The organism is Natrinema hispanicum, from assembly GCF_004217335.1.
Lineage (GTDB): Archaea > Halobacteriota > Halobacteria > Halobacteriales > Natrialbaceae > Natrinema > Natrinema hispanicum.
The window spans coordinates 782,820-806,363 of sequence record NZ_SHMP01000004.1 but is presented as its reverse complement, the minus strand read 5'-3'; the positions used below and the strand labels follow the sequence as shown (position 1 = coordinate 806,363).

Annotated in this window: 18 protein-coding genes and 1 pseudogene; 8 read left to right on the top strand and 11 right to left on the bottom strand. The window is 59.4% G+C overall.

Annotated features, from left to right (window positions below; translation table 11 throughout):
• Window positions 1-277 precede the first annotated feature (277 nt).
• Window positions 278-862, top strand: a complete 585-nt coding sequence (locus BDK88_RS10830; protein WP_242611659.1) for an SCO family protein — start codon at window positions 278-280, stop codon at window positions 860-862.
• Between the two features lie 123 nt (window positions 863-985).
• Here BDK88_RS10830 and BDK88_RS10825 read toward each other — a convergent pair whose 3' ends face one another.
• Window positions 986-1,306, bottom strand: a complete 321-nt coding sequence (locus tag BDK88_RS10825; protein WP_130500393.1) for a lycopene cyclase domain-containing protein — start codon at window positions 1,304-1,306, stop codon at window positions 986-988.
• Window positions 1,307-1,410: 104 nt separating this feature from the next.
• On the opposite strand from BDK88_RS10825, the gene BDK88_RS10820 reads away from it, so the two are divergent.
• A complete protein-coding gene (locus BDK88_RS10820; protein WP_130500392.1) occupies window positions 1,411-2,568 on the top strand; it encodes a CBS domain-containing protein in 1,158 nt (385 codons plus the stop codon).
• Between the two features lie 106 nt (window positions 2,569-2,674).
• Here the strand turns inward: BDK88_RS10820 and radB are convergent, their stop codons facing one another.
• The 3 genes from radB to BDK88_RS22085 form a co-directional block, all read right to left on the bottom strand.
• Window positions 2,675-3,406 carry a DNA repair and recombination protein RadB gene (gene radB, locus BDK88_RS10815; protein WP_130500391.1) on the bottom strand — a complete coding sequence of 244 codons (732 nt, stop codon included), beginning with the start codon at window positions 3,404-3,406 and terminating at the stop codon, window positions 2,675-2,677.
• 185 nt (window positions 3,407-3,591) lie between these two features.
• Window positions 3,592-4,716 (bottom strand): CAP domain-containing protein, encoded by a 1,125-nt coding sequence (locus BDK88_RS10810; RefSeq protein ID WP_165396947.1) that lies wholly within the window; start codon window positions 4,714-4,716, stop codon window positions 3,592-3,594.
• 326 nt (window positions 4,717-5,042) lie between these two features.
• Window positions 5,043-5,177 (bottom strand): hypothetical protein, encoded by a 135-nt coding sequence (locus tag BDK88_RS22085; protein WP_277613473.1) that lies wholly within the window; start codon window positions 5,175-5,177, stop codon window positions 5,043-5,045.
• A gap of 57 nt (window positions 5,178-5,234) precedes the next feature.
• Between BDK88_RS22085 and BDK88_RS10805 the strand changes: the two genes are divergently transcribed.
• Together BDK88_RS10805 and BDK88_RS10800 are read left to right on the top strand one after the other, a co-directional pair.
• A complete protein-coding gene (locus BDK88_RS10805; protein WP_130500389.1) occupies window positions 5,235-6,476 on the top strand; it encodes an RNA-guided endonuclease TnpB family protein in 1,242 nt (413 codons plus the stop codon).
• 369 nt (window positions 6,477-6,845) lie between these two features.
• The gene (locus tag BDK88_RS10800; protein WP_130500388.1) at window positions 6,846-7,613 is read left to right on the top strand and encodes a hypothetical protein; all 768 of its coding nucleotides are present in this window, start codon (window positions 6,846-6,848) and stop codon (window positions 7,611-7,613) included.
• A gap of 196 nt (window positions 7,614-7,809) precedes the next feature.
• Here BDK88_RS10800 and BDK88_RS10795 read toward each other — a convergent pair whose 3' ends face one another.
• Window positions 7,810-9,666: a PGF-CTERM sorting domain-containing protein gene (locus BDK88_RS10795; protein WP_130500387.1), complete on the bottom strand. Its 1,857-nt coding sequence runs from the start codon at window positions 9,664-9,666 to the stop codon at window positions 7,810-7,812.
• A gap of 628 nt (window positions 9,667-10,294) precedes the next feature.
• Between BDK88_RS10795 and BDK88_RS10790 the strand changes: the two genes are divergently transcribed.
• Together BDK88_RS10790 and BDK88_RS10785 are read left to right on the top strand one after the other, a co-directional pair.
• Complete coding sequence (locus BDK88_RS10790) at window positions 10,295-10,726, top strand: toxin transporter (RefSeq protein WP_130500386.1); 432 nt, start codon at window positions 10,295-10,297, stop codon at window positions 10,724-10,726.
• A gap of 766 nt (window positions 10,727-11,492) precedes the next feature.
• Window positions 11,493-11,972: an MSCRAMM family adhesin SdrC gene (locus tag BDK88_RS10785; RefSeq protein WP_242611658.1), complete on the top strand. Its 480-nt coding sequence runs from the start codon at window positions 11,493-11,495 to the stop codon at window positions 11,970-11,972.
• A 249-nt stretch (window positions 11,973-12,221) separates the two neighbouring features.
• Here the strand turns inward: BDK88_RS10785 and BDK88_RS10780 are convergent, their stop codons facing one another.
• From BDK88_RS10780 to BDK88_RS10770, 3 genes are all read right to left on the bottom strand, one after another.
• Window positions 12,222-12,575, bottom strand: a complete 354-nt coding sequence (locus BDK88_RS10780; protein WP_130500385.1) for a PGF-CTERM sorting domain-containing protein — start codon at window positions 12,573-12,575, stop codon at window positions 12,222-12,224.
• The gene (locus BDK88_RS10775) at window positions 12,572-13,207 is read right to left on the bottom strand and encodes a hypothetical protein (RefSeq protein WP_242611657.1); all 636 of its coding nucleotides are present in this window, start codon (window positions 13,205-13,207) and stop codon (window positions 12,572-12,574) included. The genes BDK88_RS10780 and BDK88_RS10775 overlap by 4 nt, the downstream gene beginning before the upstream one ends.
• Window positions 13,208-13,948: 741 nt before the next feature.
• Window positions 13,949-15,292: an ISH6 family transposase gene (locus BDK88_RS10770; RefSeq protein WP_130500383.1), complete on the bottom strand. Its 1,344-nt coding sequence runs from the start codon at window positions 15,290-15,292 to the stop codon at window positions 13,949-13,951.
• Window positions 15,293-16,221: 929 nt separating this feature from the next.
• Here BDK88_RS10770 and BDK88_RS10765 point away from each other — a divergent pair.
• A complete protein-coding gene (locus BDK88_RS10765; RefSeq protein ID WP_130500382.1) occupies window positions 16,222-17,112 on the top strand; it encodes a hypothetical protein in 891 nt (296 codons plus the stop codon).
• Between the two features lie 176 nt (window positions 17,113-17,288).
• On the opposite strand, the gene larC is transcribed toward BDK88_RS10765, so the two are convergent.
• Complete coding sequence (gene larC, locus BDK88_RS10760) at window positions 17,289-18,686, bottom strand: nickel pincer cofactor biosynthesis protein LarC (RefSeq protein ID WP_130500381.1); 1,398 nt, start codon at window positions 18,684-18,686, stop codon at window positions 17,289-17,291.
• Between the two features lie 209 nt (window positions 18,687-18,895).
• On the opposite strand from larC, the pseudogene BDK88_RS10755 reads away from it, so the two are divergent.
• Window positions 18,896-21,129, top strand: a pseudogene (locus BDK88_RS10755) (CDC48 family AAA ATPase).
• Between the two features lie 67 nt (window positions 21,130-21,196).
• On the opposite strand, the gene BDK88_RS22325 reads toward BDK88_RS10755, so the two are convergent.
• On the bottom strand, window positions 21,197-21,568 hold the full coding sequence (locus BDK88_RS22325; RefSeq protein WP_394342668.1) for an AAA family ATPase: 372 nt from the start codon (window positions 21,566-21,568) through the stop codon (window positions 21,197-21,199).
• Between the two features lie 40 nt (window positions 21,569-21,608).
• A complete protein-coding gene (locus BDK88_RS10750; protein ID WP_394342667.1) occupies window positions 21,609-23,423 on the bottom strand; it encodes an AAA family ATPase in 1,815 nt (604 codons plus the stop codon).
• Between the last annotated feature and the right edge of the window lie 121 nt (window positions 23,424-23,544).

Sequence of the window (23,544 nt, the reverse complement as noted above, 5' to 3'; positions counted from 1 at the left end):
GGCTACAAGAGACCCGCGACCGCTCACAGCGGCTGAGACATCCGAAACGTTTGATACAACGGTCGTCCGCTCACTCGAGTGCGCGGTTTCGATGGATATACCAGATGAAGCTTTAGGCTGAGACTGCAATTGTCGATATCAATGCGCAAACGGACACTGCTTGCGTCAGTTGGCTCCGGTGTCACACTGAGCCTGAGCGGCTGTATGGGCATGTTGGGCAGCGGTAGTGACGGCGGGTCGAATACGTATCTCGACGCGAAAGAGTGGGAGGGCGTCGATGATCCGTCCAATCCTCCCGTTCCCGACCCATGGCCAGGCGCTCCCGTCGGCGACCCTGCCGGCACCACTGCGAGACGACACCGAAGTCTCGATGCCCGATGATTTCGAGACGGATCTGCTGGTGACGTTCATCTACACGAGCTGCATGACGATGTGTCCGCGTCTGACCGCTCTCATGGCGCAGACGCAGGACTACGCACGCGAGGAAGGATACGACGACCAGGTGTCGTTCGTCGAGACGACGTTCGACCCCGCCAGAGACGACGCCGACGCCTTCCGGGAGTGGGCAGATAAACACCGGGTCGAGATGGACGACGGGAACTGGTACTTCTTGCGGCCCCAGAGCAAGGAGCGCGCCAAAGAGGTTGTCCAGGAGGACTACGGCATTCATTTCACCAAAACGGAGCCGGAGAACATGGATGCCTATATGTTCTCACACGCGGGTGTGATCCTCCTTGCGAACCAGGACGGATACGTCGAACGCGCGTACAAGCTCCAGGCCCAACGGAACCCCGACTCGCCGCGCGTGTCCAGACAACAAATCACCGACGATCTGGCGACGCTGCGCGAACGGGAAGGCTGATCGGCTCATCCGACAGCCCACGTCCGCATCGGCGACGAGCGACACACGCTTAGCGGTGGCGTTGAGGGTGCCAAGCCCTCGCCCTCACGGAGCCGCCGAAGGCGGCGAGTAGGGCGGGGTAGTTCACGTGGAGCCACCGGGCTTTGCCCCGTCGCCAAAGATCGTCTCGTGAATCCCGATGACGAGTCCGGGGACGACCGCCATGAACAGGTGTTCCTCGAGCGGGATACCGGCGACGTCGATGCCGGTCCGAAGTTTGATGTCGAAGACGCCGACGGCGAGCGTGTATCGGTCCCAGACGTAGGCGATTGGATACAGCGCAAGGATCGTGACCGCTGCCTTTCGGAGCGCGTTCGCACGACGTAACAGGAGGGCGGCGACGGTTCCCCACACGAGTTCGGTGACGAGGTAGGTGTAGCGGCCGAAGACGCTGATGTCGAGCATCGGCTGCAATTCAACGGCAGGTATAAAAACCCCTGGGCTGGAGCCACCCGGCCAAAACGGGCAGTATCTTAAATACGTGGGGGACAGTATCTCATGAGAGAAGGATGAATATCGCTGATATCGCCACCACGGAGTTTATCGAAGTCGACGCTGGCACTCGTATGGGGAAAGTCCGTTCGCAGTTCGAGAACGACAACCCCAAGGGAATTATCGTTACCAACGACGGGGAATACGAGGGCGTCATCAGCGAGCGTGAGGTCCTCCAGTCCCACGTCGAGGACGACGCGAAGGTATCCGCACTCACCAAACCCAGCCGAAGCACGCCGTCACCCAAGGTCGACCGCCAAGAGGACGTCCGTGAGACCGCACGCGTCCTCGTCGAAAGCAACGCGAAAGTCGCGCCGGTCTTCGAACACGGCGACCTCTGGGGCGTCATCAGCAACGATGACATCCTCGAGGCAGTCCTGGACAACCTCGATGCCCTCACCGTCGAGGACATCTACACCGACGACCCAGTGACGCTCCGTGAGGACGACGGGATCGGCAAGGCGATCAACCTGCTCCGCGAGCACGGCATCTCGCGGCTGCCGATTCTCAACGAGAACGGCTACCTCTCGGGCGTCGTGACCACTCACGACATCGCCGATTTCGTCATCCGAGAGGACGACACGACGACGACCGGTGATCGGGTCGGCGACAGCCAGCGGATGCTCGACGTCCCCGTCTACGACATCATGAACAGCCCCGTCCAGACGACGACGCTCGAGACGACCGCCAAGGAGGCCGCCGAGGCAATGCTCGAGGACGATTACGCTGGCCTGATGGTCACGCCGGCGGACGACGACCGCGTCGTCATCGGCATCATCACCAAGACGGACATCCTGCGCGCGCTGACGTTCACCGAAGAAGAGCACATGGACGTTCAGATCACCAACATCTCGATGCTCGACACCATCACCCGGGAGTCGATCGTCGAGAGTATCGAGGAGGTCTCGGACAAGTACGCCGACATGCAGGTGATGCACGCCCACGTCCGCTTCCACGAACACAACGAGAAGCTCCGTGGCACCCCGCTCGTGCAGGCGCAGATCCGTCTGCGCACCAACAAGGGACAGGTCGCCGGCACCGGTGAAGGCTACGGCGCTGAAAACTCCTTCCGGGTCGCACTGGACAAACTCGAGCGCAACGTCTTAGAGCTCAAGGGCGTCACCAGCGACGAGGAGTACCGCGGCCAGCTCCTGCGGAAGCTCAACGAGATCTAGATCGGTCACGCTCGGACGACGGCTGTCGCATTTTTTGCGTGTGGATGGTAGAGGACAGCGGATTCCACAGAATGAAAGCACTCATAGGTGATCGAACGCTGGCCTCTCAGGGACGGCCCAGCTCGTCGGCTCCCTCGAGCCCGGTTGCCGTAATCCGGAACTGAACCGATTCCCCGGCGGGTTTCGAGCGGTGTTTCTCGAGCGTTGCGCGCCGATTGCCGCCACGGAAGCGCTCGAGGCGGACGACGGCCCCGGTCCAGTGTTCCAAGGTATTGCCGCCCAGTCCCCGGGTGCGATCCGAGTCTGGATCGGAAAAGACCTGATTCGTCAGGACGACTGCGAGATCGTGTTTCCGCGCCAGCGAGAGCAGGTGGGTCACCTGTCGGGTGACGTTTCGCAGTGCCTCGCCGTCGTCGCCGTCGCCGGTTCGCTCGAGCCGGTAGAAGCCAGTCGCGCTGTCTAACACGATCAGGTCGGCGCGCTCAGCGAACTCCTCGGCGTCGCGGACAGCTTCGGCTTGCTCCTCGAAGTCCAGTACGTCCTCGATGACGATCCGTGAGGCGACCGCTTCGAGGTCGTCGCCAGCGTTGTCTCGAGCCGGGCCGTCATCGACGGTGGCCTCGAGCAACTGCTGGAAGCGGTCGACGGAGATGCCTTCGGTGTCGATGTAGACGACGGTGCCACCGTCGACGGCCGTTTCGACAGCCGCCGACAGCGCGAGATTCGTCTTCCCGGCGGCCGGTGGCCCATACAACTGCGTGACAGTCCCGCGTTCGAACCCACCACCGAGCAACTCGTCGACCGGGTCACAGCCGGTCGAAATCGCCTCGTCGGTCACGGGTCGAGTTGGCTGGCTGTGAGGAAAAAGGCCCCGGAACGGGCCAGCGATCGGCGTCGGCTGTTGTGTGTGAGATCGGCATTCGAGAGACTGCAACCGCGCTCGAGTATCGGCCTGCGAACCGATCGCAGGCTGGTCACAACGACGAGATGTGCGTCAAAAATGCTGCGGCGTGTGTACGGCAGTTAGCAGAAGTTCTGCGTCGCGTACACTTTGCCGTCGTCAGTCATGTAGATGCCAATGCCTTCGTTCTCCCACTGCGATGCGAGAATGTTCTCTCTGTGGCCCGGCGAGTTCATCCACTGGGTGACGATCGCGTTCGCGAGTTCGGTTTCGGTGGTGTACGTGTCGGTACCGCCATCGGTCCGAACGGCCGTGTCGTACCACGTCTGTGCGATGTTCTCGCCACCGGTGTAATACGTGTTGCCGCTGCCGTCGACACGACACGTGTATCCCGCGTCGGCGTAGCGGTCGGCGAAGGTATCTCCTTCAGGGCTCGTGTGGGAGAAGTAGTCCCGCTCGGCCATGTCACGGCTGTGCTCTCGTGCGATGTCACGGAGTTCCGTATCGAACGCCAGTTCGTTCAGGCCACGCGCGGTTCGTTCGTCGTTGACGGCCTCGTGGATCCCACGCTCGACGGCGGCGCGATCGAAGCCGTCAGTCTCCTCGTCAGCCGAGGAGTCGGTCTGGTCGCCGTCTTGGCTATCCGTCGTGGTGTCAGTGTCAGTTTCTTCGTCAGTCGAAGAGTCAGTCTGGTCGCCGTCTTGGCTATCCGTCGTGGTGTCAGTGTCAGTTTCTTCGTCAGTCGAGGAGTCAGTCGTGTCGTCGGTCGACTCTTCGTCCGTCTCGTCAGCATCGGAGTTGGAGTCAGTGTCTGCCGAGTCGTCGGTTTCGTCGGTCTCGGTCTCGTCACTGTCGGACGAATCGTCGGTCGTGTCACTCGGCTCCTCGGTCTCGTCGGTTTCGTCGGTGTCGCTCTCGTCAGTATCGTCGTCCGAGTCGGGAGCATCCGGTCCCGTTTCCGACGGCTCATCGCTATCGACAGCACTCGAGTCGTGATCAATACAGTCGGCGAGGTTGTCTGGTACTGTGTATCCGTACGTGCTGAAAATACTGGCTAAGCGTGTCTCAAGCGGGGAACAGGAGTCGGCCTGTTCCTGCTGGAATTGCGAAGTTACTGTCTCGCTGTTCGTTGTCGTGGCATGGTTCGTGTTCGTAACGACGTTGTCAGTCGTGGCAGTCGCCGTGGCCGATGGCGCAGCCGCTGCAACGCCAGGTCCGACCAGACTCACCATGAGAACTGCAACCATCGTGAGGGATATCCCCAGTCTCGATATTCGACTCATCAACACGTATCTACAGACAATCATCGATGATGAACTGTCACCTGCATCCGTTCAGTCTTTATCTGTGAACACAGAGTTCGGTATACAACGACCGCTGCTGTGGTTTCTTCCGGTTTCGAACTTCGATAGTCAACGAATGGAGTAGTGCTCCATGCCATCCTCGAGGTCGGTGATTTCGTAGGGAGATTCCGTTGACGCTGCGGTCAGGACGCGTCATCTTGTGGTAGCGAGGAAACCCCGTTGTTCACGACGGGGAGGAATCGCGTTCGTTCGTGTCTCGACTCGCCCTGCTACGGCTCCCCGGTGTCCAACGCTTCCGCACCTTCGAGCATCAGCCCCTTCCAGGTGTAACCGCGTTTGTTTTTGATCTCTTTCAACCGCTCGTGCTGTTCGTCGTCTACCTCGAACCGAATTGATTTGCTCACACATGATTATCATATTCGTGCAATTATGTGCACCGATTGCGTAGACTGTACTGTCGAATGGTCGCCGAAACAACCGTCACGAAAACCCTCGAAGCTACGCTTGCTCCGCCTACGACGGGCAAAGAGCAACGTCTTGAGCGGACTGTGGCGACCTACCACCGTGCGCTTTCTGACGCTTTCGAGAGTGGCGCGGACACGCAGTCGGCGGTCAACGATGTTGTTACCGGCTACACCCTCACGTCCTACGCGAAGGACGCGCTCAAGAACTACGTCCCACAACTCCGGCGGACGTACAACGCGTCGGAACTCGAAGACGACCATCCGGTACGGTTCACGAACCGGGGATTCCGAATCGATCACTCCGACGACCGTGTGTGCGAGTTCTGCTGGCGCGTTCCACAGGCCGGACGTGGGAACGCTTTCTGGATTCCGCTCCAGATCAATCCCGAACAGGAATCCTTGTGGTTCGACCTGCTCGACGAGAACGCGACAGTCGGTGAGTTCCGACTGCAACAGTGCCGCACGAATTGGGTGCTGCACGTCACCGTCGAGTACGAGGTCGCCGACCCAGAGATCCCAGACGACCCGACCCGAATTGGTTTCGATATCGGTGAGTCCAAGCTTCTGACGGGCTGTGCCTGTCAGAACGATACTCCGACTCAACCGTACATCTACGACGGCGGTCGTTCGCGAGCACTCCGCAAGGAGATGTACACGACGCTGAAACGCCTCCAAGAGCGTGACGCCGAGCAGTGGCGCGTGGACGAACGCTTCGACCACTACCAGAACGCCCTAACGGACATCGTCGAGAAGGCGTCTCGAGAAGCCGTCGAATACGCCGAGTCCTTTGAGGATCCAGTGATCGTTCTTGAGGACTTGTCGTACATCCGCGAGAATCTGGATTACGGGAAGTACATGAATCGACGCTTGCACTCGTGGGCGTTTGCCCGGATCACCGACCGTATCGAGGACAAAGCCCTCGAAGCCGGTGTCCCAGTCGAGTTTGTGAACCCGCGCTACACGTCTCAGACGTGCCACGCTTGCGGTCACATCGGCCGTCGTGGATCGCAAGCTGAGTTCACGTGTACGAACGCGGAGTGTTGGGTGACGGAGTATCAGGCGGATATCAACGCAGCAGCGAACATTGCTGGTCGCATTGACCCGTGGGGAGAGAGCGTTCCTTGGAAACCGGAGCGCGATGACTCGCCACGGGATGGGAGCCGTTGTGGCACGGCCACAGGACACCGCACGCCGAGTCGGCAACCCCGACAAACGACGCTTGCGGTCTTCGAGTCCTGAAACCTCCCTCGACACGAGGCTTCCCTTGTAGGAAGCCCTGTCCTTTAGGACTGTCTCTTACCCACAAATGGAGCCGCTGTAGTGAGAGAACGGATCAATGAATACGACCACAACTCCCGGTATTCACGGGCCTGACCACCCTTAAGGATCGATTTCGACGATATCGCACATCCGCATTCGTCCATTCTCTCCGCTGAGATTGCCACCTGAATCGATCCTCACCTCGAGTTTCCGGTCGCAAATCGAAGTTGCGAGCGTCTAAAACGCTTGTTTGGAACACCGCGAATATATGGGTAAGAGACAGTCCTTTAGGACGGGCGAGGATGTCACCCGTGTACGTTTATTCATCGTGGGAGCGAACGCCACAGTGTGATCGTCGTCGCCACGTCAAATTTCGAAGTGTACCACGGCGTCGTCACCGAGCTCCGCGAGCGCGGGACGACGTTCACGACCGTCGAGCCCGACGAGGAACTCCCGGAGCACACCGATGTCGTCGTCACCGGATCCGATCATGCCGACGACTTCGGTGCTGTCCCGACGATCGTCGCGGATCCAGACGCACCTCGGCGTGCGGTCGATCAGGCGCTGGCCGCAGTTCGTGGCGACGGCGGCCGGACGGTCATCGGCGTCGATCCAGGACGCAACCCTGGTATCGCCGTCCTCACCGGCGAAACGGTCGTTGCGGCGTTTCAGGTTCCGCTCGGCGACGCCGTTGACCAGATTCGCCACGAGGCCGACGAAGCACCATCTCCGATCGTCCGCATCGGCAACGGCTCCCGTCTCGAGAGCGCGAAACTGGTCAACGAACTCGACACCGTTCAAGTCGAACTCGTCGACGAGACGGGGACGACGCCCTATCTGGGAACGGGCGCTCGAGGCATGGGTGACGTCCTCGCGGCCGTCAATATCGCACGCCGCGAGGGGGAAGTCATCGACGCGCGCGATATCGAGCCGACGGACGGCGAGTTACAGATGATAAAAGACCGTTCGCGCGAGCAAAGCGAGGAAAACCGGGCGATCGACGAACTGCTGGCCCGGCGGGTTGCCGCCGGCGAGTTGACGATCAACGAAGCGCTCGCGGAGCACCGTGACGAGTCGGATCGTAAGTCGTCGGACACCAATGACCTAAAAGAGTGAGCGACGAGCGTTCGAGCGCTCGACTCATACGGGCTGCTGTCCCGCTGTCCAGGTGGGCCCGCAGTGCGGGTTGCGGGTGCACCGGCACTGACTGACAGGAGTCCGTATCAGTGGGTAACCGACTGGAAGCGAACGGCCAAGTAGGCGAAAACCGGACGGCCAGTTCGGGTTGGAACCGCTCCGTCAGTGATGATGGTTAGTTTTCTTTGCGTGTCGCAAACAAGCCAGCAGCGAGCAACGCGACGAGGGCGACGGCGACGCCGAACCCAGGGATCGAATCACCCCTCTCATCGGACGGAGCGGCGCGTGGCTCATCCGAAGACACGTCGTCGGCCGTCTCGTCACCAGCGTCAGTGTCGGGCAACGTTGTCTCGTCGTCAGTCACGTTGTCGTTCGTCTCATCATCAGTCGGATCAGATTTCTTGGCTGCTTTCTTCTTGGTCGGCCCGGTGGCGGGATCGCTTCCGGACCCGTTTTCGACAGTTTCACTGCCGGTTCCGTCGCCGCTCTCCGTAGTGTCGCCGCTCGTATCGACGGTCGCCTCACCGTCGGCGAAGCGTACGTTTCTGTTCCGCTGAATCGTTATCTGCGACGCGTTCGCACTCGCGTTGCGTTCGGCGACGGCGATCGCAGCCTGTTGCCGGTTCCTGTTTTCTTGGGTGACGAACTGGATCTGTTCGAAGTGGGCACTCGAGGACTGTTTGTCGGTGGTCCGCTGGTCGTTCTCGCCGTTCTCGCCGTTCTCGCCGTCGTGCCCGATCGTGATCGGTGCCGTTCCGCGAATGGCGTCCCCGCCGATCGTTAGCGTCGTTTCGTTGCTAATCACGGTTCCGGCGTTGGCGGTGACGTTTTCATAGATGGACGCTGCAGTCGCCACACCGATCTGCTCGTTGTAATTGCGCTGTTCGGCCAGCTGGATCGCGGTCGCGTTGCTTCCGTCGAGTGCAACCGCGACTGCTGCACTCTGTAAGTTGATGTTTACTTGCTCTGTGTGTTGGTACTGCGTCATACTGACGTCGGCTGTCTCGTCACCGTCGGTCCCCTCGCCACTCGTCGTCAGCACGCTACTGTTGGCTTCGTCCGCCGTGGCGATGTTCATCCCTGCCATCGACTCGAGGTGAGAGAGCGTTTCGACGGACGCGTACTGTTCGTTGAGATTCGTTTGATCGGTGATCTGGACGGCCGTCGCAACGGAGTTGCTGCCGACCGCAATCGCGACTGCCATCCCCTGTTGGTTCTGGTTGATCTGTGAGAGGGTCTGTGACTGGTCGATGCTTGCCTGTGCAGATTGCTCGGCAGCGCCAGCAGTAGTGCCAGTCTCGCGGAGGGTCGTCGATCCTTGCTGTCGATTCTTGTTGGTCTGTGTAGAGCGTTGATATGCCAGTGCAGTGCTCTCGTTCTCAGCGAGCGCGATAGCGATGCTCTGGTCGTTGAAATTGACCTGGCTAACGTTTTGCTGTTGGGTGGTCGACGTCTCAGTCGCCAGTCCGCTGTCCCGACCACTGCCGTCGGTCTCGTCACGAACGCTCCATCCGTCGAACCCTCGATCGTCACTGTTACCGAAGACGATGTTTACGTCGCCGACGTTCTCGAAGCTGAGGTCCTGAGACGGAGCCACAGTGCTCTCAGCGGTCGCTTCACCGACCTGGCTGTTGGTGTTCTGCTGTGTCTCCTCCTGAATGGCGGTCGCCTCCCCGCCGCCGATCGCAATAGAGATCGCCCCGCCTTGCTGATTGAAATTCACCTTCTCGACGTCTTGGTACTGCACGACGTCGGTGATTTCCTCCCGGCCGGCCTCGACGCTTGGATCAGTCGAGGTCGCCATCTGGGACTCGAGGAACTCATCAAGCGACTGATTCCCCAGATCCGCACCGAAGACGAAGTAGAGTTCGTCGTCGTTCTCGAGTGTCTTTACGGCCTCGGCCGTCGAATTCGGTTCGGCTGACGTCTCGGGTGTCTCTGCGGCAACAGCGGTCCCGGCTCCAGCGCCGGCCATCGAGAGGACGACCATGGCAGCGACGAACAGTGCTGTCGGCCTCGAGAGCCTCGTCATAAGCTGTTGTTGTCCAGTCCAGACACCTGTGCTGAGAGTCTGTTCGTATTGACTGTCATCGGTATAAACTGCTAACAGCCGGACACAGTCTTTGTTATCTAGCAGTTATAAGAACGCAGCAGCCAACTACCAGCGGGACAAGAGTTTCACTGAATAAAACTCACAAAGTCATCAAACAGCGTTCGGAGAAATGGCTGACTAGATCCCTGAAACCACGAGACACGGGTGAGACAGAATAAGCGTAAGCGGGTGCTGATCAGCACACTGTATACATCAATAACATTTCATATTGTGCATATTCATTATAAGGATGTGAATCGAAAATAACGGATTGATTTGATCGTGAAAACTGACTATCTTTCGTAGTTACGTCTCTGTATTTATTTGCTGATGATTTGATATCGAACTCGTACAGAGGATAGTCAGAGATGCAAGAATGCTGTTTTCTGGGCCTTAGATTGGCCAATTCGGCGTTTTAGACGAAACTGTTCCTGGGGTTCATATTGATCTCCGAGGTGGCTACCACCTGGGCAACGTGCCATAGCGGTGAACAATCGAGTCCACTGATGAGGGGTTGGCGACGAGTCGAGTCAGATGATCCGACACGTATGCCCGATATGCAAGAACTATGAAACGTGCACTCACGCTCGCACTGACGGTAGCACTGATCGGCAGCCTCACATTCATGGGGTTCGCTGGAACAGCGGCCGCGGCTAGCTTCGAAAACGACGCTGGCGTTGACCAAGATACGGATGCGGCGACTGACCAGGCTGAAGAGCTCGATCAGTCGAACGAGCAAGACGCCGAGAACGATCAGGAACAGGAGGCTGAGCAGGAGAACGAGCTTGACCAGGGTGACAATATTGCACTGTCTGGCGGCGGTGACGCGTATGCATTCAACAACGCCGACCAGAAGAACAACCTCTACCAGAAGCAGAAGGCTAAGAACTATCAGAAGAACGATCCAAAGGCCGTCCAGTACCAGGATGGAGATGCTGATGCAGACAGTGTCGCTGTCCCGATAACCAAAATCACCGACTTCGTCAACGCCGCACTGTAACGCTGCGGTCAAATCCACATCGATTTTCGTTCCGCGTTTTTTCCGTCATATTTGGTTCAGCTAGCGACCCAGCCGTCTCTGCAGCAACAGCGATCCCGACTCTGTTCCGGCTATTGATTCGGGTTGCTTGCTCGAGTTCCGGTCCTACTCCAGCACGGTCGCGGCTGTATTGTCACTGAATCGATATTCTGATAATAAGTAGTATTATTGTGTTTGGATGATTGCTTTAGAGATTTGTTTTTACCACAATATAATAGAAAATGCCACACATCATCAATATTGAGGGGGGAGTGCTGTGTCATCGAGAAAAGTGCTGCTGAGCGAAGATCGCAAGCAGGCGTCAAACCATCTCACATGGAAACATTCGGCTATACGACCGAAACTGCGAGACACGGGCAGAATGAAACGACCGTAAATAAGTACCAATCAGTCTATCGTATCCGCTAGTGTCTCATCAGATTTACAGTGTTTGTTGGCCTATTATAAACTTGAAATCAACTTGGTGTTTGTATGTTAGAAAAGACTGTGTTTTATGGTTTAATTGAAATATTTATTGCTTTATGTTTTATTGCTGACTTCAAACGGAGAGATATTCAGTGATACGAGAACAGCGTTTTGATGTATTTAGATGGACTAATTCGGCGTTTTAGTTGAAACCGTTCCCGGGGTTCATATTCATCTCCGAGGTGGCTACCAGTTGGGCAACGTGCTATAGCGGAGCGAGATTGGTAGCGGCGAGAAGAGACTAGTGACGGGTCGAATCTAATTGACACGTGCGCCCGTACACGGCTATAACTATGAAACGCGCACTCACACTCGCACTGACGGTAGCAGTGATCGGCGGCCTCACATTCGTGGGGGTCGCTGGAACAGCGGCCGCAGGCGAATTCCAGAACACGCTGGTGTCGATACCGACGCTAGCGTCGACCAAGATACGGAGGCGACGACTGACCAGAACCAAGAGGTCGATCAGTCGAACGACCAAGACGCCGAGAACAACCAAGACCAAGAGGCTGAGCAGTCGAACGAGGCTGACCAGGGTGACAACATCGCACTGTCTGGCGAAGGTGACGCGACTGCATCCAACGACGCCACCCAGACGAACGACCTCACCCAAGACCAAGAAGCCACGAACGATCAGAATAACCAGCCAGATGCTGACCAGGACCAGGATGCTGATGCTAATGCCAACAGTGTCGCCGTCCCAATCGTCAATCTAGAGGACTTCGTCAACGCCGCACTGTAACACCGCGGCAAAATCCCTATCCGATTTTCGGTCCACGTTTTTTTATCGCAGGTTGATCCCGGGCCCAAAACCAAGCGGATCACGGGAACCGTTATCGATACCGAGGAATAGCAACGCAATCTCCTTTGGCGGTGCCTCAGCTGCTGTCGTTCAGCTGCTGTCGTCAAGTAAGTACCAGACCGCTCTGAAAATAGCAGTGCCGGAAAAATGAAACCGGAGTGGCCGAAGTAGTTCGGTAGTTACTGCAGCTTAGTTCTGGCGACGGAACGCCAGCATAGCTGCTCCGAGGAGTGCGACCAGGGCGACGCCGACGCCGAACCCGGGCATACTGTCACCGCTGTTCGACTGGGACGCGTCCTGCTCCTGATCCTTCTCGTCGTTTTGATCGTTCGACTGATCGACGTTTTGGTCCTGATTAGTTTCCGCAGACGTATCCTGGTCGGTGCTCGCGTCGTTCGAGACTCCCGAGTCGGTGCTGTCATCGCCGGTGGCGCTGTCGCCGCCAGCAGACTTGTCTTTCTCACCTTTCTCGGTGTAGTCTTTGTCGCCTTTCTTCTTGTCGTGCTTAGTGTCGTCTTCCTTCTCGTCGTGTTTGTTCTTCATGTCCGGGTCCACGGTGGCCGAGTCGGACACGGGGACGAAGTTTCCGGCGTCTTCATCGTAGGCCTGGAGCGGTTCATCGTCGACGAAATCGTCGCCGTGACCTCGGTCTGTGCTGTGATCTTCGACGTGTCGATCGTGATATCTTCGTTCGTCCCGGTTAGCTCAGTTGCACGACCGAGCTCGTTGCCGTCCGCATCAGTCAGGACGACATCGAACTCGGTGTCGTTATCGTCGCCATCCAGCAGGCTCGCTGTGTCGACAGTGACCTGCTCGAGCGTGCCCTTCGCAGATTTCTGATCGGACAGCTCGATGGTGGCGTCGTAGATCATCGCGTCATCGTCGTCTATTTCGTCGCCGCCCTCTTCGGAGTAGAGCGTCGCAGTGTACTCTCCCGGTCCGTCAGGGGTCGCGAAGATAGCAGCATCCGTGGCATTCACAGGAATTACCGTTTTATCCACGACCTCTCCGGACTCGTCTGTGACCTCGAGGTATTGTCCTTTCTGGGCGTAGATGGGCCCAACGACCATGGTGTCCGAGTCGTTATAGACACCGATGGCCTGATCGTTGAACGTGACACTGTCTTCGGTTGCTGCCGCTGCTCCGCCTGCAAACGCCACGGACATCGCAATCATGGACAGGACCATGAGTCCCGCCAGCACGACTGCGCGTCCTTTTTCGAGAGTTGTTGGTTTCGTTGTCATTTTTGTATTGGTTGTCTGTTTTCGAGTAGTCAGAGACCGAGTCGACTGTCAGCGTCGTGAGCTCGCGAGTCCAGATCTGCCGGAAGCAGTCGCTGGCTCGTGAAGACGGCAGCTGTATCCGTACCTGCCCCCGCGACGTTCGCGAGGGCAGTACTTTCAGTTCGGTGCAACCGTCTGATTTCGTGTACCATCTGTTTCACTCACCCTTTCGGGGTGAAACAGCGTATTGGGAGTGGTAACTTTACTATACACAGCAATGAGTTCGGAATAGATAGGTTACCAGATCGAAGTAACTGCTTAACTTGACTCTCAGATGCAGTTATCTCTCGTCTCGCTCTCGGCTTCTGTGAGGAGCAACTCAGGTATCGCGGCCACATCGACTCGTCGAAACACAGCGTCACAGGTCGAAAGACGACAGTCGCGATCAGTCGCAACTCCGATGGCCGCGTGCAGTTAAATACCGTCTCAACTCACTGACCGATATTCGAGTGTATTGAGATTCCACAACACGAGCACGACCTTCGACGTGACTCCCTACGTCGTCCTTTGGACTCACGTCGGACACTTGCCTAGCGTCGTTTTCGCGACGTGTGCGGTCACGTCGTGCTCGTCACAGCCTTCCGAATATCCTGGCGGTCAGCACCCAGTTTCTTGGTCCCGTCCCAAACTCGTCTAGAGTTCGCCTCTGGTAGTGTCAACTGACACCTCCATTGTGATGGCTGTTTTGGCTGATCGCTCGAGCAGTTCGTCGGCGAACGCCGCGAACTGCTCGGGATCGGCATACTGCACCAAATTCAACCAAAGAAGCGACTCTAACCCTGCTTCTGACCACCGCATCCATTGATTCTTACACCGCTTCGAAACTTCTCCCATGGCTCGTTCGACCACGTTTGACGTCCATGGAGCCTGCTGTTGATCAAGCGCGAGTTCCGCGAACGTCACGGTTGCTTCTGCCCATTCCTGGAGGTACGCCGTAGCTTTCGGGGAGTCTTGACGCTCTAACCTCCAGGCTTCCTTCTCGAGATTCTCGAGCGTTTGGTCGATCCGCTCGCGGATCGCCAAACGCTCATTCCTCGGTGCATGGAGTGCGACAGAGTTTTTCAGATGGAATAGATCATCCGCAACGCCAGAGACTATCGCTTTCCGCTCAGAGAGCGGAAACGCATCGTCTTTCCAGAGCTTGTACCCGAGCGTTCGACCGACGTGAACGAGATCGAGCTGGTGAGATCGGTCTCCACTTTCGAACGCATCGACGAGCGCCTTTTCGGCGTCACTGACGACCGTGGCGTCGTCAGTGACCGCCTCACTCTCTTCGAGGGCTTCTGCTGTTTCATCCCAGGACTCGTTGACGTTGACGTCTAAGAGTGTGGTTTCTGTGTCGTCACCCTCGGCCGTTTGCCCGAGGGTGACGTTGACATCATGGTAGGAGCAGTGGTCCTGCTGGCTATGACACTTCGTTCCGTCAGGAACGATAGTGTCTGCGTTCGTCTCAGGAAGTCGATCACGAACGAAGTCGCCGAGCTTGCTGCCGTATTCACGGACTCGGCGGTTGACCGTCGTGATCGAGGGCATGGGAGTGAAGCCGTCGCCGTGGGCGACGGCATCACGATAGCTGAGCGAAGTAGCAAGTTCGGCAGCCTGGAGCGAGATATCCTCTTGATAGATGCGCTGGCCGTCGAAGTCAATAAGATCCTCGAGCGGACGGAAATAGGTCGGATCGCCGTCGGTAGCAGCAGTGTCTTTGACGTGATGAAGGGTAAATTCGTGTTCCCCTGCGGTTGTTACAGCGGTTCGTGTGGAGGTTCCAGCGCGCTGGAAACGGCAGTCGCCGTTTCCGCGCGCGTGTTTCTCACCACAGTACGCCTCGACGAGGCGCTCGTCGAGGCTTCTAACGAGCTCCTCGAGGATAGTGGCCTCAAGCTGAATCTCAGTGAGAGATTCAGCGAGAGTGGCAAGCGGTAGCGTTTTGTCTTGGTCGAGACTAACCGTGAACTGCGCGTCAATTGTGGCGTGCATGGGTCACTTCGGGGTAGGTACCAGAGGTGACCCTGTTTCCACAGGAGTCAGTTACGACTCTAGACGAGTTTGGGACACGACCAGTTTCTTTTCGAACGGCTCATCCGGTCTGCTGTCCCGATGTCCCGGTGGGCCCGCAGTGCGGGTCGCGGGTGCGCCGGCACTGACTGACACGTGTCCGTATCACCCTCGAGGAGCGATCGCCGCTACTCGGTAGAGACCGTGTCCCTCGAGTACAGCTGGATCAGGATCACCGCGCTGAAAGACAGTATAGTGGAAGGTGCGTCAGCTCGAGAGTAGAGACGGCGCTGTGTCTCGAGTTGTCCCGTCAAAAGCCACAGATCGTCACGCATTCGGTCTGCTATACCGATATCCCGATGGGACCGAAGGACGGTCGCGGCCGGCCGGCACTGACTGACAGGCGTCCGTATCAAACCCAATCACGCGACAGCCCTTCGATCGGTGTCGCCAGCAGTTTGGCTGTGCTCATAGTGAGACTGCCGACTGCTGTCTCGCTTGTATCGGTACGCCACGTCACTGCCTGTCAACCGACTCGCTACCAGTTTTGTGAATTATGCTACCCGTGATATGACCGCTGAAGATACTATGTACCCTATAATTTGAACTGCGATTTATATCAGCCTCCTAACGCAGTCATATGATTTTATATTTTAAATACAGCAAATAAATACAGTCTTTGTTTTAATATCATGTACACCATTACGCAATTTAGATAGTAGCTATCAGTTTGAACGGTGTTCCGCCTTCATGTGGGCCGATACGGTCGATTTCGACTGGGTGACGCATCGTGGGAAGGGGCAGGGAGTCACGGGTTGCAAGCGACACGACGATCCGTGACGAGCCACGTCCTGATCGGACACCTGTTCGAGTACGTGTGCGATCACCCAGATAACCAATATCAACACACTATGAAACGGAAATTCACTGTACTGCTGGCGGTCGCTCTCGTCGGTAGCATGCTGTTCGCAGGTGTCGCCGGAACGGCGACTGCCGAGGAACACGATAGCGAGGCAGCTGCTATCGACACCATCACGTTTTATAACGACGATGGTGGCGAGCTCGAGCAGCTCGCACAGGCGACATGGAACGACGATCACGACGAGTTCACGGTCGAAAAGCTAGACGAGAACGACGAAATCTCGCTGAACGTCAAAGACTACAACGACAACGGCCCGGTCGAAGTGGAGTGGACCTACGAAGGATACGCCGGCGCTGACGCCCCCGATATCGTCCGCGTCACTGCTGACGGTGAGACGCGTGACCACGAGGTCGATACGACCAGATATCCGTTCACTGGCACGGTTGACTCCTACGATATGTCGGCAGACGATAACGACGACAGCGCTGATGACGGCGACACTGTCGGCGATGGTGATGGCGACAGTGCCGATGACGGAACCGAGGGAGCCGACAACGAGGCGGCCGCTATCGACACCATCACGTTTTACAACGACGATGGCGGCGAACTCGAGCAGTTAGCGCAGGCAACGTGGACCGGCGACCAGTTCGCGGTCGAAAAGATAGACAAGAACGACGAAATCTCGCTGAACGTCAAAGACTACAACGAGAACGGCCCGGTCGAAGTGGAGTGGACCTACGAAGGATACGCCGGTGCTGACGCCCCCGATATCGTCCGCATCGCTGCCGACGGTGAGACGCATGACTACGAGGTCGATACGACCAGCTATCCGTTCACCGGCACTGTCTCCTCCGAGGACATATCCGAGGACAACGGCGACAACAACGATGGTGACGACGATTTCGATTTCGGAGATCTGATTCCGATCCTCTCTAGCTGAGACGATCGATTACGATACTGCCTTTTTATTTGCTGGCTGATTGACCGGCATCGAACGCCGATCGGCCGTCACGTTGTGACGAGTGTCGTTTTGAGCACGTTCGAGAGCGCCTGACAGTGGCCACGCCCTGATCGCGAACACACCTCACCTCGAGACACGATCGTCCGTCGCGACGATCACTCTCCCGTGCGGTCGACACTGGCAGCCGCTTCGGCCCGTTTCAACACCGTTCGAATCGGGAGCGTCGTTTCCCGTGCGACTGCCGCCGCATCGTCGTACTCTGCACTCACGTCGTAGACGTTGCCCTCGGAGTCACTCGCGATTTTCACGGCGACCTCGTATTCGTCGCCATCGACCTCGAGTGTCACCGTCTCGAATTCTCGGTTGGCGATCCACCGGTGGGTTGCCCCTGCGTCACGAATCCCCAGCGTGCCCGTCTCTTCGGCCAGCGCTCGAGCGACGCGTTTCCGATCGTCGGGCTTACAGATCACTTTCACGAGGTGGCCGGGCCGGGACTTCTTCATCGTTGCCGGTAAAATCGAAACGTCTCGCGCGCCCGCGTCCGCGAGCGACTCTTGCAGCCCGCCCAGCACTTCGGGCGTCGCGTCGTCGAGGTTGGTCTCGAGGACAGCGATGTCGTCTTCGACTAACTCACCCGTGCCGCTGCCGTCGCCGACCAGCACTCGGAGGACGTTCGGGTGTGGATCGAGATCGTAGCCACCTGCGCCGTAGCCCGACCCCTCGAGCGAGAGCGTCGGCAGTGTATCGATACCCTCGGCAATGTGGCCCAGGATCGCTGCGCCAGTCGGCGTCAGCAGTTCGGCGTCGACTGGGCCGCCACGGAGCGACCAGTCGGCCCGCTCGGCGATTTCGACGACCGCCGGCGCGGGGATGGGGTACTCACCGTGGCTCATCGATACGGTTCCACCGCCAGTCGCAAGCGGTGTAGTGACGACGCGCTCTGGCTCGAGGTCATGCAGCAGCGCCGCGGCCCCGACCACGTCCGCGATCGCATCGTCGGCTCCGACCTCGTGGAAGTGAATCGACTCGAGGTCCTCGCCGTGGACGCCCGCTTCAGCCTCGCCGAGGAGTTCGAAGATCGCAAGCGCGTCGCGTTCGACCGCCGGCTCGAGTTCCATGTCGGCGACGATCTCACGGACCTCGAGATAGCTGCGGTGGGGGCCGTGTCCTTCGGCGTGAACGCCGTCGTGATCGTGGTCGTGGCTGTGCTCGTGGTCATGGCCGTGACCGTGGTGTTCATGATGATCGTCGTGCCCGTGGCTGTGATCATGGCCATGGTCATGACTGTGCTCGTGATCGTGACTCGAGTCATCATCCTCATGGTCGTGGTCCGACTCCTCGTGGTCGTGGCCGTCCGAGTCGTCGTCGGTCAGGAACACGTCGACCGACGTCGCGGCGATGCCGCTTTTGTCGACGGTGTCGATCTTATATTCGACCTCGAGGGCGTCGGTCACGGGCGCTAAGACGTCGGGGTCGGCACCGGCATCGAGGAGGGCGGCGAGGATCATATCGCCGCTTGCTCCCATCCGGCCATCGAAAGCGAGAACGCGCATGTCTATGACCGGGATGGCAAGCGAGAAAAAGCCATCTCTCCGGCGGTTTGGCACGCTGTCGGTAGGGCCAAAACCCACCGAGGCCGGTACATCTTTGTAGCATCCCGCCCCAAGTATCTATGGTACAGACTAGCACATAGATGTGGGCTAACACAAAACCTATCCGATCACGTATCGGAGTCATTGACATCGCCGTCCATCCCTAAACCATGAACGAAGTTCAACTCGAGGTCGCGAAGGCGTACCCGAACGATTCGGGTCGTGGTATCGCCCGACTCGACCCGGACACGCTGTTGCATTTGAAGCTCAGTCCGGGCGACATTATCGAAATCGAAGGTGCAGACACCACCGCCGCGAAGGTCTGGCGTGCAGACCGGCAAGACTGGAACACCGATACCGTCCGTATCGATGGTTTCACCCGCCAGAACGCAGACGTCGGCATCGGTGAGCGCGTGACGATCCGCAAAGCCGAGGCGACGAAAGCCGACACGCTGACGCTTGCGCCGCCGGAAGAGGCGTCGGTCCAGTTCGGGTCCGACGCCGCCGGCATGGTGAAACGCCAGATCTTGAAGCGGCCGGTCGTCGGCCGCGATATCGTCCCCGTCATGAGCTTCGACGAACCACCCGTTCATGCGCTCGCCGGGGCAAGCGATCCCGCTGATCGCCGTCGAAACGGAGCCCGAGGGTGTCGTCCTCATCACCGAGGACACCGACGTTGAACTCCGCGAGGAGCCGATCTCGGGCTTCGAGAAGACCGGCGGTGGCATCACCTACGAGGACATCGGCGGCCTCCAAAACGAGATCCAGCGCGTCCGGGAGATGGTCGAACTCCCGATGAAACACCCGCAGATCTTCAAGAAGCTCGGCATCGAGCCGCCACAGGGTGTGCTCCTGCATGGCCCGCCGGGAACCGGGAAGACCCTGCTCGCGAAAGCCGTCGCTAACGAAACCTCTGCCAGTTTCTTCTCTATCGCTGGCCCGGAGATCATCTCGAAGTACTACGGCGAATCCGAACAGCAACTCCGTGAGATCTTCGAGGACGCCACCGAGGAGTCTCCCTCGATCATCTTCATCGACGAACTCGACTCGATCGCGCCCAAGCGCGAAGACGTCACCGGCGAGGTCGAACGCCGCGTCGTCGCCCAGTTGCTGACGATGATGGACGGCCTCGAGTCACGCGGGCAGGTCATCGTCATCGCGGCGACCAACCGCGTTGACAGTGTCGACCCCGCACTGCGCCGACCCGGCCGGTTCGACCGCGAGATCGAGATCGGTGTGCCCGACGAGACGGGCCGCGAGGAGATCCTCCAGATCCACACCCGCGGCATGCCGCTGTCTGACGACGTGAGCCTCGGCCATCTGGCCGACGAGACCCACGGCTTCGTCGGGGCCGACATCGAGAGCCTGACCAAGGAAGCAGCGATGAAAGCGCTGCGCCGGTACCTCCCCGAAATCGATCTCGACGAGGAGGACATCCCGCCGAGTCTCATCGATCGGATGATCGTCAAACGCGAGGACTTCCGCGGCGCGCTCGCGGAGGTCGAACCCTCGGCGATGCGGGAGGTGCTCGTCGAGCTCCCGAAAGTCACCTGGGACGACGTCGGTGGTCTTTCAGATCCCAAAGAGCAGGTCAAAGAGTCCGTCGAGTGGCCGCTCTCGAGTCCCGAACGGTTCGATCGGCTTGGGATCGACCCGCCGGCCGGCGTCTTGCTCTACGGCCCGCCGGGGACCGGCAAGACGCTGATGGCCAAAGCCGTCGCCAACGAGACCAACGCGAACTTCATCTCGGTGCGTGGCCCGCAACTGCTCAGCAAGTGGGTCGGCGAATCGGAGAAGGCGATCCGGCAGACCTTCCGCAAGGCGCGGCAGGTCTCGCCGACGGTGATCTTCTTCGACGAGCTGGACGCGCTCGCGCCGGGACGAGGCGGCGAGGTCGGCTCGAAACGTCTCGGAACGCGTCGTCAACCAGCTGCTGACCGAACTCGACGGGTTAGAGGAGATGGGCAACGTCATGGTCATCGGCGCGACCAACCGGCCGGACATGATCGACCCCGCGCTGTTGCGCTCGGGTCGGTTCGACCGCCTCGTCATGATCGGCGAACCCGATGTCGACGGCCGCGAACGCATCCTCGAGATCCACACCGAGGACACGCCGCTGGCCGCCGACGTCACGCTGCGGGAGATCGCCGAGATCACCGACGGCTACGTCGGCAGCGACCTCGAGTCGATCGCCCGCGAAGCCGCCATCGAGGCCCTACGTGAGGACAAGGAGGCCGACATCGTCGAGATGCGTCACTTCCGGCAAGCGATGGAGAACGTCCGACCGACGATCACCGACGAGATCCTCGAGTACTACGAGCAGATCGAAGAAGAGTTCCGCGGCGGCACGGCCGGCGGCCCCGACCCAACTGGTCGTCGCGGCAGCCGGATCGGCTTCCAGTAGCCCCGTTTTTGCAGCTCGTTTTCCGCGTTTCTGCTTCCGACTGCAGTGACGACGCTCGAGCCTACGGTCACTCGGTCGACGCCAGGGCGTCCTCGAAGTGGTGACGCTCGATTCGAATCTCTGATGCCTTCTCGTTTGCCGTGTCGGGATCGTACTCGCTTGCCACCTCGCGGATCGCCCGCATCGAGGCATCTCTGACCAGCGCCTCGAGATCGGCACCGGTGTAGCCGTCGAGCTCGGTCGCGAGGCCAGCGATGTCGACGTCGTCACCAAGAGGTTTCCCCCGGGTGTGGACCGCGAGGATTTGCTCGCGTGCCTCACGATCTGGTTCGCCGACGAAGACGTGTGTATCGAGTCGGCCGGGCCGGAGCAGCGCGGGATCGATCTGGTCTTTGCGATTGGTCGCGGCCAGCACGACGAGATTGGGGTTTTCGCTCATCCCAGTCGAGTTCGGTCAGGCAGCTTGCGAGACGACGCGTTCAGGTGACCTCGTGGCCCTCGCCTCGAGCTGCCGTGATCGCGTCGATCTCGTCGAAGAAGACGATCGACGGGGCCGCCTGACGGGCCCGCTCGAACACTTTGCGGATCGCCTTCTCGCTCTCTCCGACGTAGCGGTCGATGATCTCCGGACCGTCGACGCGGACGAAGTTGACGTCAGTCTCACCCGCTAACGCGCGCGCAAGCAGCGTCTTCCCCGTGCCGGGCGGCCCGTGCAGCAAGACGCCAGACGGCGGGTCAGTGTTGGTCTCCTCGAAAAGTCTATCGTAGGTCAGCGGCCACTCGACGGACTCCCGAAGCGTCCCCTTTGCGCCCTCGAGGCCACCGACGTCGGAAAAGTCCGTCGTCGGCGATTCGGCGACATACTCGCGCATCGCCGAGGGTTCGACGGACGCCAGCGCGGCATCGAAGTGAGTTTTCTGGACTGTCGGGCGCTGATTCCACTCGCGGCGCTCGGTATCGTCGGCCGGCCGATCGCGGATGGCTGCCATCGCGGCCTCGCTCGCGACGGCGTCGAGGTCTGCGCCGACGAAGCCGTGCGTCCGGCGTGCGATCGCGTCGATGTCGACGTCGTCGGCGAGTGGCATCCCGCGGGTGTGGACCTCGAGGATTTCCCGGCGACCGGTCTCGTCGGGCACGCCGATCCCGATCTCGCGGTCGAAGCGCCCGCCACGCCGGAGCGCGGGATCGATCGCGTCGACGCGGTTGGTCGCACCGATGACGATCACTTCGCCGCGGGCGTCCAGGCCATCCATCAGTGTCAGCAACTGGCCGACGATCCGGTTTTCGGCGTCGCTGTCGTCGTCGCGCGTGCCGGCGATCGAGTCGATCTCGTCGAAAAAGATGATCGTCGGCGCGTTCTCGCGTGCCGTCTCGAAGGTTCGGCGGAGCTGTTCTTCCGACTCGCCCTTGTATTTCGACATGATCTCCGGGCCCGAGATCGTCTCGAAGCGTGCGTCGACCTCGTTGGCCACCGCGCGGGCGATCAGTGTCTTCCCGGTCCCCGGCGGGCCATGTAGGAGGACGCCGGATGGTGGTTCGACGCCGAGGCGTCTGAACAGTTCGGGCTCCGACAGCGGGAGTTCGATCATCTCGCGGACTAACTCGAGTTCCTCGTCCAAGCCACCGATGTCCTCGTAGGTGACGCCGGAACTCGTGGGCGGCTCGTCGGCTCCGGCGTCGGATGTGGATGCAGTCGCCGTGTCAGTCGAGTCGCTCGAGCGAGGGTCTCGGACGGCGGTTCCGGCATCTCGTGAGCCAGCGGGTGTCGCGGGGCTCGAATCCGTATCGACGATCCGGACGGTCGTCTCGTTCGTAATCCGCACGTCGCCGTCCGGCTCCGTGTCGGTGACTTTGAACGGCTGCTGGTCGATGCCTTCGATTCGGACCTGTTCGCCGGCGCGGACCGGCCGATTGCGGAGTGTCTCCGCCGCACCGGTTTCGGCGGCCCGCCGCTGATTCTCGGCGAGTCCCGGCGGTGCGATCAATGTGAGACGATCGGCATCGGCAATGGTCGATTTGTCCTTCGCGCGGACGGTCACCGTGTCGCCGACGTGAACACCGGCGTTCGCTCTCGTGTCACCGTCGATCTGGACAGCATCATCCGGAACCGACGGATCTGCGGGCCACATCTTGGCGATCGTCGTCGACTCGCCGTCGATCACGACGGCGTCGCCGCTCAGGATGCCGAGCTGTCGCCGCACTGATTCGGGAATCCGTGCGACACCCCGGCCCGCGTCCCCCTTCTCGGCGGCGCGTACCGACAACGTCACGCCGTTTCCCTCCGACGAACTCATGTCCGTTCCTTTCGGGCCTGTCACCTTGAGAATTGTCCTCGCGGGGGTCGTGAGACGTCATCGAACACGGGGTTCTCGAGGCCTATCTTTCTTCAAGGAGAGAATCCCGGCGTTTACGCCG